This window comes from Brevundimonas sp. R86498, assembly GCF_044598075.1.
Classification (GTDB): Bacteria; Pseudomonadota; Alphaproteobacteria; order Caulobacterales; family Caulobacteraceae; genus Brevundimonas.
The window spans coordinates 299,830-314,294 of the sequence record NZ_CP139004.1; the positions used below are offsets into that span (position 1 = coordinate 299,830).

The following is a 14,465-nucleotide window of genomic DNA, read 5'->3' on the forward strand; positions in this document are numbered from 1 at the left end:
ACCCGGAGTTCCCCCCATGCCTGCGTCTCCGCCTGCGTCCCTGTCGCGCCGTGCCGTTCTCGCCTCGGGGGCCGCCCTCGCCTCCCTGACCGCAGCGGGGCCTGTCGTGGCTCAGGGAACGCCCGACCGCTCCACCATCCTGGCGACCATGAAGCGCGCCACCGCCTTCATGACCGACGAGGTCGCCGTGGGCGGCGGTTATGTCTGGCAGGTCCTGCCCGACTTCTCGCGCCGCTGGGGCGAGCTGGAGGCCAAACCGACCATGATCTGGGTCCAGCCGCCGGGAACGGCCACGGTCGGCCATGTCTATCTGGACGCGTACCACGCCACCGGCGACGAACAGTTCTATACCGCCGCCAAGGCCTGCGCCGACGCCCTGATCGCGGGCCAGCACCCGCGCGGTGGCTGGAACTACGTGATCGATACGGCGGGCGAGGAGAGCCTGAAGGACTGGTACCAGACGGTCGGCGGCAACGCCTGGCGGCTGGAGGAATTCCAGCACTACTACGGCAACGCCACCTTCGACGACGCGGGCACCGCCGAGGCGTCCCAGCTGCTGCTGCGGGTCTATCTCGAGAAGCTGGAGCGCAAGTACCGTGCGCCGCTGGAGAGAGCGATCCAGTTCGTCCTCGACGCCCAGTATCCGAACGGCGGCTGGCCCCAGCGCTATCCCTTCGTCGAGGGCGCGGGCGGGCTGCACGGCAACCCCGACTACACCCCCTACATCACCTTCAACGACGACGTGGCCGGCGAGAACATCGAGTTCCTGCTCTATGTCCATCAGACCCTGGGCTCGAAGGACCGGCGGCTGGTCGACGCCATCCAGCGTGGCATGGACATCTTCGTCGCCACCCAGCAGCCCCTGCCCCAGCCCGCCTGGGGTCTGCAGCACTATCCCGACACCCTGAAGCCGGCCCCGGCCCGGACCATCGAGCCCCGGGCCTTCGCCACCCATACGACCGCGACCAACATCCGCTCGATGATCGGCTTCTACAAACTGACCGGCGACCGCAAATACCTGGCCCGCCTGCCCGAGGCGCTGGACTGGCTGGATCAGGTCAAGACGCCGCAAAATCTGATCGCGCCCGGTCGGACCCATCCGACCTTCATCCTCGAGGGCTCGAACACCCCGGTCTATATCCATCGGAGAGGGTCGAACATTCGCAACGGCCGCTACTACGCCGACGAGAACCCCAACAATCTGATCGTCCACTATGGCTCTTTCCGGAACCTGGACACCACTGCCCTGCGCGCCGAGTACGAAGCGGCCGCAGCCCTGTCGCCCGAGGCCGTGATCGCCACCTCGCCGCTGAAGGCCCGGCCCGGCACCCTGGCCCTGCCGAAATATTTCACCCTGCGCGACGTCAGTATCTGGGACATGGACACCGAGGGGCGGCGGCTCCGCCCCGTCGCCGCCTCGCGCGCCGGTCAGCTGGTCGCGGGTCTGAATGACCGCGGCTACTGGCCGACGATGCTGACCACCACCTCCAACCCCTATATCGGGCCGTCCCCGGAGGCGGTCACGGGCGGCGAATACCAGACCACGCGCGTCGGCGACCTGTGGGACACCTCGCCCTACAATACCGACTTCCCGGTTGAGGGCATCTCGACCCAGACCTTCATCCAGAACATGGGCGACCTGATCGAGGCGCTGCAGGCGTGATGGACCGGCGGCAGCTTCTGATCGGCGGCGGGGCGGCGGGTCTGGCCGCCACGGGCGGCTGCGCCTCGCTGGCCGGGCGGGGTCTGGCGGACCAGACCGTCTGGCGTTTCGGAGACCTCGACCGGCTGGCCGCCCCGCTGACCATCGAGGGCGCGCCATTGCGGATCGAGGGACCGGCCTCGGCCGGCGGGAGCGCGCTGCAGTTCGACGGGGTGGACGACGCCCTGTTCATAGGCCGGCATCCGCTGGCGGGGGCCTCGACCTTTGCCTTCGAGGCCGTTTTCCGGCCCGACGGCGGGGCGTTCGAACAGCGCTGGCTGCACCTGCAGTCCGACGAGGCGCTCGTCCCCGGCCAGACCCCGGTCGGGACGCGATTCCTGTTCGAGATCCGGGTCTACGGCGACCAGTGGGCGCTGGACGCCTTCGTGAAGGGCCCGACCTACAACCAGACCCTGCTGTTCCCCGACAAGCGCCACCCCGTCGGCCGCTGGCACCACGTGGCCCAGACCTATGACGGGACAACCTATCGGGCCTTCGTCGACGGGGTGCTGCAGGGCGAGGCGGCGGTGGCCTTCACGCCCCAGGGGCCCGGGCGGGCCTCGGTCGGGACGCGGATCAACCGGGTCAACTATTTCAACGGCGCGATCGCCGAGGCGCGGTTTACCCGGCGCTTCCTGCGGCCGGACCAGTTCACGGGCGTGCGGCCGTCGTAAAGAAAAAGGCCCCGGCGTTTCCGCAGGGGCCCTCTTCAAATCGCAGTGTCCGGAAAGGCTTACGCCTCGTCGGTCGCCTTGTCGGCGGTGCCGGTGACGGGGACGACGGCGCCCTTGGCGGGGCGGACGGTCTGGCGTTCGGCGATCCGGGCCGACTTGCCGCGACGGTCGCGCAGGTAATAGAGCTTGGCACGCCGGACGACGCCGCGACGCTTGACCTCGATGGATTCGATGTTCGGCGACAGGATCGGGAAGACCCGCTCCACGCCTTCGCCGAAGCTGATTTTCCGCACGGTGAAGTTCTCGTTCACGCCGCCGCCGGCGCGGGCGATGCAGACGCCTTCGAAGGCCTGGACGCGCTCGCGCTCGCCTTCCTTGATCTTGACGTTGACGCGCAGGGTGTCGCCGGGCTGGAAGACCGGGATCGCGCGGACGGCGATCAGACGGGCTTTTTCTTCCGCCTCGAGCGTCTGAAGGATGTTGGCCATGGTTCTATTCTCCTCGGGCTTTTGCGCCCCTTAGCTGTGATTTGGCGAGATGCGCCGCCCAGAGGTCCGGCCGTCGCTCCCGCGTGGTCTCTTCCCGCTGTTCCTGACGCCAGGCGGCCATCTTTCGATGGTCGCCGGACAACAGGATCTCCGGGATGTCGATCCCCTCGAACGTTCGCGGTCGCGTGTACTGCGGATGCTCCAGAAGACCGTCCTCGAAGCTTTCGGAGGACAGGCTTTCGGCCTGGCCCAGAACGCCGGGGATCAGTCGTACGCACGCCTCGATCGCCACCATGGCCGCCGCCTCGCCACCGGCGAGCACCGCGTCCCCGACGGAGACCTCCTCGAACCCCCGGGCGTCGAGCACCCGCTGGTCCACCCCCTCGAACCGGCCACACAGGACGACGATGCCGTCCGCCTGCGCCCAGTCCCGAACGCGCGCCTGGGTCAGGGGCCGACCCCGGGCGCTCATGTACAAAAGCGGCCGGGGCGGGCCGGAAAGGCTGTCGAGAGCCCGGGCCACCACGTCCGCTTTCAATACCTGTCCCGGGCCGCCCCCCGCGGGGGTGTCGTCCAGGAAGCCGCGCTTATCTTCGGAAAAAGCCCGGATGTCCACTGTTTCCAGTGCCCACAGGGCCTTCTCGCGCCAAGCCGTGCCGATCAGGGAGACGCCGAGCGGCCCCGGGAAGGCCTCGGGGAACATGGTCAGGACGGTGGCGACAAAGGGCATCGGCGGTCTTTCAGGGCCGGTGCCCCCGGCAAAAAATCAAAATTGGAGTTTTCAGCGCGGACGAGAAGACTCGAACTTCAACATGGCCACTTCACACGCCGCCTGAGCTTCCGCCCTCAGGCCTTTGCGGTGATGCCGGTTTCGGCCAGCCATTCGAGGATCTTGCCCTTGGGCATGGCGCCGACCTTCATCGAGGCCATCTGGCCGTCGCGGAACAGCATCAGGGTGGGAATGCCCTTCACCCCCAGTTTGGACGGGGTCAGGGGCGAATTGTCGATGTTGATCTTGGCGATAGTCACCGCCCCGGCCAGTTCGTCGGCGATCTGTTCCAGGGCCGGGCCGATCTGCTTGCACGGCCCGCACCATTCGGCCCAGAAATCCACCAGCACGGGGGTGGAGGCCTTCAGCACGTCGGCGTCGAAACTGTCGTCGGTGACCTTGACCGTAGCCATGGGCAAATCTCTCTCTGCGGGGGCGGGCGGCCGTCTACCCGGCCACGCCCGATGTTGGCAAGGGATGTGGGAAGAGTCCCGGGGAAATCAACGGGAGGGGGCGTCCAGCAAACGGCAGGCCGGAGGTCATCCGTGGAAGAACATCGATGTGCTCGATGGTCGCCCCCTGCTTCCCGGAGCGAACCTGAATCGTCCTAAGCAATGCACTTCACCAAGCACGTGAAGCCGTGCCCGATCCGACGCAACTGTGCAAATCGTCGGTGCCGGTCATCCGCCCAATCAGCTAAACACCCGCTCAGCGAGCAGCAAACGCACCGATCGAGGCTTTGCCTCTCACACGTCCCCCAAGAGTGGCCGTCATCGCGTCTTCGAACGCAGCTACGACCTTGCTAGGCGTGTCTGCAGACATATGCTCAAAAAGCAAGGCATCATGCATGGGGAGTATAATCGTGACATCAGCTAGATCACCAACACTCAGGAGCGCCTTCTTAAATATAAGTGATCCTGTGCCCTGAACGACCTGACTAACGGTCGACCGTCTTTCTTTACCAGAAAGGGCACCACTTCCATCACGGCGGTAGTGATTGCCACAGAGCGTCGCAACGCTGCCATTCACTCGAAATTGCTCGTACACCGACTCCTTCCATAGCTCATAGCTCTTGAACAATTTGAAAGCGGCTTTGGCCTGCGGCCGGTCCGCACCAAGCGAAACTGCGGCATCAACCAATGCCTTCCTGCTCATTCCATACGCATAAGAAAGGAAGAGCTGCTTGGCTGCCTTCCGGTTATTCAACAGTCCGAGATGTGTAGCGGCGAATAAATCGTACATGTCACCAGCGGCATAGAGCTTCAGAAGTTCCGCATCCTCAGAGAGAGCCGCCATGATTCCGACCTCAAATTGGTCAAAGTCAACGTAGCTCAACTTGGCACCTTTGCGCGGGATTACGATTCCCCGGAACTTCCTAGGGATGTTCTGAAGACTGGGGCTTCGCATATGAATTCGTGATGTTCTTGAGCCAAAAACATCCAAGACAGGTCTCGTGTTTTTTGTCGAAAGGGTGAGCGAACCGAGCACTCGCCGCGCTGCGTCCGCCTCTCGTAGCGCTATGGTGTCGCTACCGAAGTCACGTACGTGCGGGACGTAGTCTAGGAGATATTCGATCGAGACATCATCAAGGTCGAACCCGTCCAAACGCAGTTTTTCCTCTAGTGCCGACTTGTTTGGGGTTTCCAGCGGCATGCCGTGCTTTGCAGAATAATTTTTCAACAACGTAAAGTAGTCGTGTTCCGCTTCAGCCCGCATCTTCGACAGCCGGCGGCCATCAATCGTTATGCCGCCGGCCATCGCTGACTGGAGGAGGCGGTAGACGGGCACTTCGATTTTGAAGAATTGCTCAGCTTCACCGTTGCCGTCCGCCTGCGCCCGCAGGTCTAGAAACATGCGGGCTAGCGCGACTGCCGCCTTCGTCGCGATCTCGAGATCGAACGGTATGCCCTTGTTGAACATACGCTTATAAGCGGAGCACACCTCCGGCTCGGCACCGTACCGCTCCAGTGCATCCGTGATATCGTGTTTCTCGCGCGCGAGCCTATCGCCAGGAATCCCGCTGGTAGATATGCGGAACTCATCGAGATCAATGACAACATTCGGGAGTGCTCCCGTCTTGTCAAACAATACGTCCCGTATCATCCAGAAATCGTGACACACAACAGCACCCCGAAAGGAAACAATGTCGTTGGGGTCCGTCTCGCTCAGTTTCTCGCCGTCGAACCAATAGAATGAATCCGACCCACGCCCGGTGAAATCCTTGATAAACAGGAATACTTTTGACTCCATTTCAATCATATTCACTAACTTCATCGACCAGATTTAAAAGGTCAGGCCTATCTCTAACAGAAAAGGGAAGACCCTCAGCGTTCGCATATCGTTCTGCTCTCTCCCCTGTCCCCTTTAGAGCAGTTGAAACCTTGCCATGAAGCGGCTTCAGCTCATCGTTAGTCATGGATGAAGAAGCGATCAGAAGATACCGCGCATTCTGATACGGCAGCTGATCAAACTTGTCGAAACATCTTGTGATAAGTGCAGTTTCCTCAACACACCGTAGCCAGATCAAGATTGACGCGGCCTCGCCCGACTTCATGTCCTCACTGAGTTTTCGATCGGCAAGCTCGACCAGCTTGTCAGATCGATATCTCTTTGTTCCAAGCAGCATCCAAATATGGTAGTTCTGCTAGTCGTGGATGGCACCCTCTTCTGCCAAAAGGAAGGCCTCAAGCGCAGGAAGACACCTTCCGTCCCGGTCGAGAGTAGATATCAGCCGACAATATTGATCAGTTGACACGGCATGCTCTGACAACGAACGAGAAAGCGTGTCTAGGAGAGTCGTTGATAAGGCATCACCGACGTCGAATAGGCCCGAGTCCACAATCTGGGCGACCCGGTTAACAGCAAATCGAAACTGTCTTGTCTGCGTGTCCCCTGCCTCAATGCACTTGGTTAGAATTTCAAAAATGTAAGCCACTGACCTAGTAACGATTCGTCGACTTCGAGATTGCCACATTTGATTTATGGCAATGGTTGAACTGTCCTGAGATGGAAAATACTTTGCAAGCGTCTCGCTCGCCGCGTTTGGCGGCAGGATATCCGTCTTACTGGCATTTATGTTCAAACCAACCTTCCGGAGTTCTCTTATGAGGTCCTGAAGGGCGCGCCTAGCCTGAATTTCGGTGTCAGCCAAAACGCGGATGTCATCAACGTATCTGTAATAGTCATAGCCCTTTTCGGCCATCCCTCTGTCGGCGCAAGACAGTAGAATGTTGGAAAGGAAGGCTGAGGCATCCCGGTTCTGTGGGAGACCGTGATCACCGCTGAACGTCCACTGCGCCAGAAGCCGATCCAATGTGCCGATAGCGTTGCGAATCTGGAGCTTCTCGGGACCGGTAGCCACAATATCAGGGATCGCACGTTCCAGCGCAGCTGTAACTTGAGCGCGCGAAATGTTCTCGAAGAAGTTACTTACATCAGTAACGAGCAAATACCGATTGGCCCTAACAAATGTGAGAGTCACTCCCTCGAACGTGAACCAACGATCGATCTTGTTTTTGAACAGATACTTTGCGCTCAATGGCGCTGGATCGTGCCTGTAACTCAGAACCCTATGATCCAGAATCGGATCATAGAAGGGAATCAAGAAACTACAGATCGATTGATACAGAAAACGATCAAAGAAATCCGTCTCTAGGCCATAACGTTCGCCGTATCCTTTCTTAGGAATATTTCGAACTACGCTGCGGGTACCTCGGTATACGCCGTTCCATTCATGAAGAAGGGACATGATGACACGCTTTGTATCGGCAGGGTTCTTAAAGAGATCGTCATAGTTCAGGCAGTCGAAATACCAGTCGTCCCTCATGTCCTGTCTGAGATGCTTGAGCACGAGGTCGAACTGGATCGGGAAGCCAAGGGCTTGGCCCTTCTCCCAAAAGGACGGGTGCAGCGAGTGATCGGAGTCGTCGGCCACTTGATGATGAATTGACAGCAACGGCAGCCCCTCTTCCCGATCATAACAATGCATATACCTCCTCAAGGCTTGAGGGCCATTTATCCTGTGCAATCTGTCAAGGAGCAGCTTTTTGCACCCGCGAGTGTCTGAGCGTCGGCAAGGTACCTACGTCCGAAACCGCCGGTCAGCCGACCAATGCCCCCCTACCCCACCCCCTTCAGCGCCTCATCCATCAACGCCCCCGGCACCGGCATGAGGCTGGGGCCGTCGGTCCAGACCAGGGCGGCCTCGACCGGGCGGTCGGGGTAGAGGCGGGTGAGGACCGCGACATAGGCGGCCATCTGGGTGAGGTAGGCGGGGTCGGCGTCCTGGATGCGGGCGGGGGCGGGGCGGTTGGTCTTGTAGTCGACGACCAGGACGCGGTCGGGGGTGACGACCAGACGGTCCAGCCGGCCGTCGATGACCACGCCGGGGCCGAGCGCGGGGGCCCCGCCGGTCAGGGCGACCTCGGCGCGGGAGCCGGGGCCGAAGACGGGGGCGAAGCGGGGGTCGGTGAGGACGCCCAGGGCGGCGGTGATCATCTCGGCGCGCTGGGCCCCGGACAGGTCGCGCTCGCGGGCCAACAGGCGGGTGGCGGCGCCCGTGCGGGCGGCGGGCGCGATCTCGGGCAGGCGCTCCAGCAGGCGGTGGATCAGGTCGCCGCGGCGGAAGCGGCCGAGGGGGGCCTGTGCGCCCTCGGTGCCCGGGGCCGGGACGGTGGCCAGGGGCGAGGGGGCGGCGCCGGCCTTCAGACCCGCGAGGCGCGAGGGCGAGACGGGGCGGGCGGAAGGGTCGGCGGGGGGCCGGGTGCGGGCCCAGTCGGGCAGGGCTGAGGCCGTGGCATCGGCGGTCGTGGCGGCGGGGCCGGGGACGTCCGGGTCCACGCCATAGCGCAGGCGGCCGTCGCCGAGGTCGCGGACCTGACCCGGGGCCTGGTCCTTCAGCTGTTCGAAGGTGGCGGCGAGGACCGACCACCAGCTGCCCTCCTCGAACCCGGTCTTGCCGCGACCCGAGGCGCGACCCAGCAGGATGAGGCGGTCGCGGGCGCGGGTCAGGGCGACATAGAGGAGGCGCAGGGTCTCGTCATCGACGCGGCCCTGACGCGCGGTGCGGACGGCGAGGGAGGCCTCACAGTCCTCCTTTTCCGAGCCGGGGCACATCAGCCAGGCCTCGCTGCCGTCCTCAAGCGTGACGGGCATGAGGGTGGGGCCTTGCGCCTTCGCGCGGGCGGTGGTGTCGGGGAGGATGACCACCGGGGCCTCCAGCCCCTTGGAGCCGTGGACGGTCATGACCCGGACCTCGTGGCGGGCGCCCTCCAGCTCGCGCTTGACCTCGACATCGGCGGCCTCGAGGAGCGACAGGCAGGTCTCGAGGTCCAGACCGCCGCGTTGTTCGGCGGCGAGGATCTGGTTGAGGGTCTCGTCGATGGCCTCTTCCGCCTCGCGACCCAGACGGGCCAGCAGCCGGGCGCGGCCCGAGCGGCCGGTGTCGTCGACGCGGTTGAGCAGGGCCGAGAAGAAGGCGAAGGGGTCGCGGCCGCGCTGGTCTATGGCGAAGGCCAGCAGGTCGCGGGCGCGGGCCCAGGCGGGGTGTTCGGCGGCGCGGTCCCTGAGCGTGCGCCACAGGCCGGGGCGTTTGGGGTCGGCGCCGGCCAGCTCATACAGGCTGTCGGGCGGGCCGAAGTCGGCGACGTCGCACAGGGGGCTGCGCAGGAGGCCGGCCAGCGTCAGGTCGTCCTCGGGATAGAGGGCGAAACGGCCGAGCGCGATCAGGTCGTCGAAGGCGATGTGGGACGACAGTTTCAGCCGGTCGGCCCCCGCGACGGGGACGCCGGCGGCCTTCAGGGCCCGGATGATCTCCTCGAAGGTGGCGTCGCGGCGGCGCACGAGGATGAGGAAGTCGCCGTAGCCGCAGGGGCGGAGGGCGCGGGTGCGGCGGTCCTGGACGGCGACGCCGGTCTCGACCTGACGGCGGATCTCGCGGGCGAGGTCGGCGGCGAGGCGTTTCCGGGCACTCTGGACGGGTTCCTGATCCAAAGGGTCGTCCCAGGCGTCGCGCTCGGGCGGCTTTTCGTCCTCATAGAGGGGCCAGAGGTCGACGCAGCCGTGGTCTTCGGTGCGTTTGGCGATGTGGGGCGGGATGGCCCCCAGCTCCTCACCGACGAGCGAGCGGGTGCGTTCGGGGCCGGCGAAGACGGCGTCGACGAACTGGAGGACCTCGGGCGTCGAGCGGAAGGAGGTGATGAGGTCGATGCCCTCGAAGCGGAAGCCGGCCCCGCGCACCAGGGTGTCGTAGCGCTGGGCCTCCTGACGCAGGCGCTCGGGCCGGGCGCCCTGGAAGGAATAGATGGACTGTTTCTCGTCGCCGACGGCGAAGACGGTGCGCTCGACCCGGCCGGCCCCGAAGCGGCGCGAGCCCGCCCCGGCGAAGAAGCCCTCGGTCAGGGCGCGGATGATGTCCCACTGTTCGGGGGCGGTGTCCTGGGCCTCGTCGATGAGGACATGCTCGACCCCGCCGTCCAGCTTGTAGAGGACCCAGGCGGCGCTGGCGCGGACGGTCAGCAGGGCGACGGTGCGGTCGACGAGGTCGCCGAAATCGAGCGCGCCCCGGGCGGCCTTGGCCTGGTCGTAGAGGGCCCCGTGGGCGCGGGCGAGGGTCAGGACCTGGACGGTGTCCTCGGCCACCCGGGCCTTGCGCACTTCGCCAAGGGTGGCACCGACCTTTGCCTGGAGGCTGGTGAGCCAGTCGCGGGCAAACGCGGGGGCCTTGCTGGTGGCGATGCGGCTGCGCAGCTTGCCGTCGGTGAGGAAGACGCCGGCGATGCCGGGGAAGGTCCAGTCGGCGGTGTGCATGCGCTCGGCGCATTTTATGTCGTCGGTGCCGCCGGTCTCCATCTGTTCGGCGACGGCCAGCCACTGGTCGCGGTCGAGGAAGCGGACGAAGTCGGACTGGAGGGTGGCGACGTCGCGGTCGGGGCTGGCGCCGGCGAGGGTGTACGGGTCGGGGGCGTGGCCCGCTTCGGCGCGGGCGATATAGTCGAGCAGGCGGACGCGGTCCTGTTCGATCCGGGCCAGGAGGGCCTCAAAGGCGCGGAAGTCCAGCTCGACGGCGAAATGGGCATAGGCCCGGCCGATGGGGCCGTCCTGATCGGCCAGGGCGGCGCGGGCCAGATCCTCGCGGGCGGCATGGGACAGGGCGGCGGCGGCCTGGTCCTCCAGCACGGTGAAGCCGGGGGTGACGCCGGCCTCCAGCGGGAAGCGGCGCAGCAGCTTTTCGCAGAAGGCGTGCAGGGTCTGGATCTTGAGGCCGCCGGGGGTGTCCAGCGCCTTGGCGAACAGTTTGCGGGCCCGGGACAGGTCCCCACCCGAGAGGGTGGCGGGGTCGCGGCCGTCGAGGTCGGCCAGCGACGTCGACAGGGCGCGGTCGTCCATGACCGCCCAGGCGCCGAGGCGGTCGAACAGCCGGGCCTGCATCTCGGCGGCGGCGGCCTTTGTGTAGGTGACGCACAGGATCTCGCCGGGCTGGACCTCCTCCAGCAGCAGACGGGCGACGCGGTCGACGAGGGTCGAGGTCTTGCCCGAGCCGGCGTTGGCGGTGACGAAGACCGAGCGGCCGGGGTCGGCGGCGGCGATCTGGGCGGGATCGGGCAGGATCTGGACGGCGGGGGCGGGGCTCATGCCTCGGGCTCCTCGGCCCCGGCGACATGCCATTCCCAGACCCGGGCGAGGTGGTCGTAGTTGCCGCCGAAATTGCCCATGAACTGGGGCGCGACCCAGCTGGGGTAGGGCGTGGTCGGCAGGTCGAACCGGGCGATGCGGGCCTTGAGGCCGGCGAGGGCGGCGCGCGACAGGTCGGCGGCCTCGGGGCCGGAGGCGCGGACGGCCTGTTCGCCGGCGACCTTGCGGCCCACGACGCGGACATAGGTCAGTTCCTCGGGCTCGACCGGGCCGGTGTCGGACAGGCCGGCTTCGGCGAGGATGGCCCCGGTCAGGGTCAGCTGGGGGGCGAAATGGGATTTGACCTGTTTGGCCGAGGGGACCGTCCCGGTCTTGAAGTCGAGGATGGCGGCGCCGGTCGCGGACAGTTCGATGCGGTCGGCCTTGGCGGTCAGGGTGAAGGGGCCGGCCGGCGCGTCGAAGGTCAGGGCGACCTCCTCCTCGACCCGGATGACGATGCCCCTGGCGCGGCGGCGCAGTTCGAACCCGGCCAGCCAGCGGGCGGCGTTGCGGGCCAGCGGCCGTTCACGGGCCATGGCGGCGTCCTCGAAGCCGTGACGGGTCAGCTCCTCATGCAGGAGGTCGGCGATCTGGTCCTCGCAGTCGTCGGGCAGGACGTCGGGCCAGGACAGGGTCAGGCGCTCGACGGCGCGGTGGATGGCCTGACCGCGCAGCAGAGCCTCGGCCGACTGGTCGGGGCGGTCCATGGACTTCAGGTTCAGGACGTAGCGGGCATAGACGGCATAGGGATCGCGGACCCAGCGCTCGACCCCGGTGACGGGCAGTCTGCGGGGGCGGCGGGCGACCGGGGGCCTGGGGGCCGGACGGGGGGCCAGACCGCCCTCCCCCGGGCGCGGGGCGTCGAGGGCGCGAGCGGCGGCGAGGGCGGCGGAGGGGCGGTCGATCTCGACCGGCGCGTCGTTGTCGGGGTCGTGGGCGCCGCGGGTCAGCATTTCCAGCCGCCACAGCCAGCGCGACCGCACGGCGGGCTGGCCGCCGCGCCGGTCGGAGTGGATCAATATGGCTTCCGGCGCGCAGGCGGCCTGGACGAAGTCCTGGGCGGTCTGGCCGACGCGGCGCTCGGGCGGGGGCAGGCCGAGGGTCTGGCGCATGGGGCGCGACAGGAAGGGGTCGATGGGGGCACCCTGGGGCCAGACGCCCTCCTCCAGCCCGGCCAGGATCATCCGGTCGGCGCGCACCAGCCGGGCCTCGATGGCCCCGAGAATGCGCAGGGTCGGATGGGTGGCCCCGCCGGTGCGGACCGTCTCGGCCTGCAGCAGGGTGCGGACCAGTTCGGCGAAGTCCTCGCGGGAGACCGCGCCCAGCGACGCTCCGCCCTCGATCAGCTGGGACAGGAGGGCGGCGGCCGCCTCCCCGTCCGGGCCGGACCAGACTTCGAGACCGGCGAGGGACTCGATCAGGGTGGTCAGGGCGCGGGCTGCGACATCCAGCGGGGCCTCGGGCGTGAAGGCGGCGCGGGCGGTCTCGCCGAGGGTCTGGAGCCGGGCAGCAAGGGACGCGGCGGCAGCCAGACGGGCGAGGGTAGCGTCGGAGGGCGGCCGGCCGTCGCGGCGGGGTTCGCCGGCCCCGGCCAGCCGGACCTCGATGGTGGCCCAGGTCCGGGTGCGGGGGCCGCGGAAGGCGGTGGCTTCCAGCGCGGTCACGGCCTGGGGCGTGGCTTCGGGCAGGACGGTCAGGGCGTGTTTGATCAGGCCCAGCACCGTCTGGGGCCGGAGCGGATCGACGATGAAACGGGCGGCGAGATCGACCAGCACCCCGACGGGCATCCGGTCCAGACCGGTGCCGGAGGAGCTGTCGGCGACCACGCCCCAGCGCTCCAGCCGGGCGGCAACGCGGCGGCCCAGCGCCAGATCCGGCGTGACGAGGGCGCAGGTGCGTCCCGGAGTTTCCAGCGTCTCGCGCATCATCAGGGCGATGGTGGCGGCGGCGTCTTCCTCGGCGTGGGCGGTGACCACCGACAGGCCTTCGAGGCCCAGCGCGATGGGGTCGCGGGCGATGCCGGCGGCGGCCGCCTCGGCACGCAGACGGGCGATCTCGGCGCGCCAGTCGGCGGTGGCGTCGGCGGGGCGCAGGGCCTCATTGACCAGCCGCTGGCGGGCCAGACCCCCCGCCTCGACCGCCGGATCGGCGGGACGGCGGAACCACGGACGGACCGCGTCGCGTTCGATCCCGGCGCGGGAGAGCAGGCGTTTCATCGCGCTCTGGGGATGCTGTTCGTCGATCGCGCCCCACGCCGCCTCGGTCAGGTCGAGATCGAGACCGGGCAGGACGACACAGCCCTGGGGACCGGCCGCGACGGCGCGGAGCACATCGGCGGCGGCCTTGACCGTGCCGGTGGAGCCGGCGGCGATGACCGGGCCGGCGGGAGGATGGTCGGTCCAGCGCTCGGCCAGCAGGCGCAGCAACCGCGTCCGGCGCCAAGACGCGTCGACCAGCCCCATGCCCTCCAGCCGCTTCGGCCAGGCATGGACGGCGAGGCCCAGAAACTCGGACGAGGCCTGCCAGTGTTCGGCCAGATCGCCCTCGACCAGGGTGGCGATGCGGGCCGGGTCCTCGACCTCCTCGATGTGGCAGGAATCGAGAAAGCCGCCGAGGCCGTCAGCCAGCTCCAGGGCGCGGAGCGGCGACAGGCCGGGGGCGAAGTCCTCGACGATCATCCGCGCCATCTCGAACCGGCGGGTCAGGGGGGCGATGGCGGGGGGCAGGTCGAGACCCAGTTCGCCGGGGGTGAAGGGGGGCTCGTCCTCCTCCAGATCGCCCAGCGGCCGGACCTGGGGCAGGAGGACGGGGCGGTCGCCCGAGAGGGTGGCGAGAGCCGCGGTGAAGGCGCGGGCGGCGCGGCGGTTGGGCAGGAGAATGGTGGCGTCGGACAGGGCCTCGGGCGGATGGTCGCCCAGCCAGTCCAGCACACCGGCGGCCAGATCCTCGAGGAAGGGCCGGTGGGCCGGGATGGAGAACCAGCGGGGTCCGGGGCCCGCGAACGGGTTGAAGGGGGTCATGTCCGGATCCGCTCATCCCCGCAAAAGCGGGGACCCAGTGCTTTGGGCGGTGATCGGGTATGGCGCGCGCGGACCGTCATCCCGCGCACCGTGCCCCACGAAAGGACTGGGTCCCCGCGTTCGCGGGGATGAGCGGAATTG

At 66.9% G+C, this 14,465-nt stretch carries 9 protein-coding genes; 2 read left to right on the forward strand and 7 right to left on the reverse strand.

The window, feature by feature from the left end; translation table 11 throughout:
* The first annotated feature begins 16 nt into the window (after window positions 1-16).
* Window positions 17-1,663, forward strand: coding sequence for a pectate lyase (locus tag SJY26_RS01580; protein ID WP_396594416.1), 1,647 nt, complete (start codon window positions 17-19; stop codon window positions 1,661-1,663).
* Window positions 1,663-2,376: a LamG domain-containing protein gene (locus tag SJY26_RS01585; RefSeq protein WP_396594417.1), complete on the forward strand. Its 714-nt coding sequence runs from the start codon at window positions 1,663-1,665 to the stop codon at window positions 2,374-2,376. The genes SJY26_RS01580 and SJY26_RS01585 overlap by 1 nt, the downstream gene beginning before the upstream one ends.
* Window positions 2,377-2,435: 59 nt before the next feature.
* Here the strand turns inward: SJY26_RS01585 and rplS are convergent, their stop codons facing one another.
* From rplS to addB, 7 genes are all read right to left on the reverse strand, one after another.
* Window positions 2,436-2,864, reverse strand: a complete 429-nt coding sequence (gene rplS / locus SJY26_RS01590; protein WP_305640102.1) for a 50S ribosomal protein L19 — start codon at window positions 2,862-2,864, stop codon at window positions 2,436-2,438.
* 4 nt (window positions 2,865-2,868) lie between these two features.
* On the reverse strand, window positions 2,869-3,594 hold the full coding sequence (trmD, locus tag SJY26_RS01595; RefSeq protein WP_396594418.1) for a tRNA (guanosine(37)-N1)-methyltransferase TrmD: 726 nt from the start codon (window positions 3,592-3,594) through the stop codon (window positions 2,869-2,871).
* Window positions 3,595-3,710: 116 nt separating this feature from the next.
* Entirely contained in the window at window positions 3,711-4,046 is a 336-nt protein-coding gene (trxA, locus tag SJY26_RS01600) for a thioredoxin (protein ID WP_396594419.1), read from the reverse strand.
* A 295-nt stretch (window positions 4,047-4,341) separates the two neighbouring features.
* Window positions 4,342-5,907 carry a DNA polymerase gene (locus SJY26_RS01605; protein ID WP_396594420.1) on the reverse strand — a complete coding sequence of 522 codons (1,566 nt, stop codon included), beginning with the start codon at window positions 5,905-5,907 and terminating at the stop codon, window positions 4,342-4,344.
* Between the two features lie 370 nt (window positions 5,908-6,277).
* Window positions 6,278-7,567, reverse strand: coding sequence for an RNA-directed DNA polymerase (locus SJY26_RS01610; protein WP_396594421.1), 1,290 nt, complete (start codon window positions 7,565-7,567; stop codon window positions 6,278-6,280).
* Between the two features lie 185 nt (window positions 7,568-7,752).
* The gene (addA, locus tag SJY26_RS01615) at window positions 7,753-11,265 is read right to left on the reverse strand and encodes a double-strand break repair helicase AddA (protein WP_396594422.1); all 3,513 of its coding nucleotides are present in this window, start codon (window positions 11,263-11,265) and stop codon (window positions 7,753-7,755) included.
* The gene (gene addB, locus SJY26_RS01620) at window positions 11,262-14,324 is read right to left on the reverse strand and encodes a double-strand break repair protein AddB (RefSeq protein ID WP_396594423.1); all 3,063 of its coding nucleotides are present in this window, start codon (window positions 14,322-14,324) and stop codon (window positions 11,262-11,264) included. Before addB ends, addA begins: the two co-directional genes overlap by 4 nt.
* Window positions 14,325-14,465 lie beyond the last annotated feature (141 nt).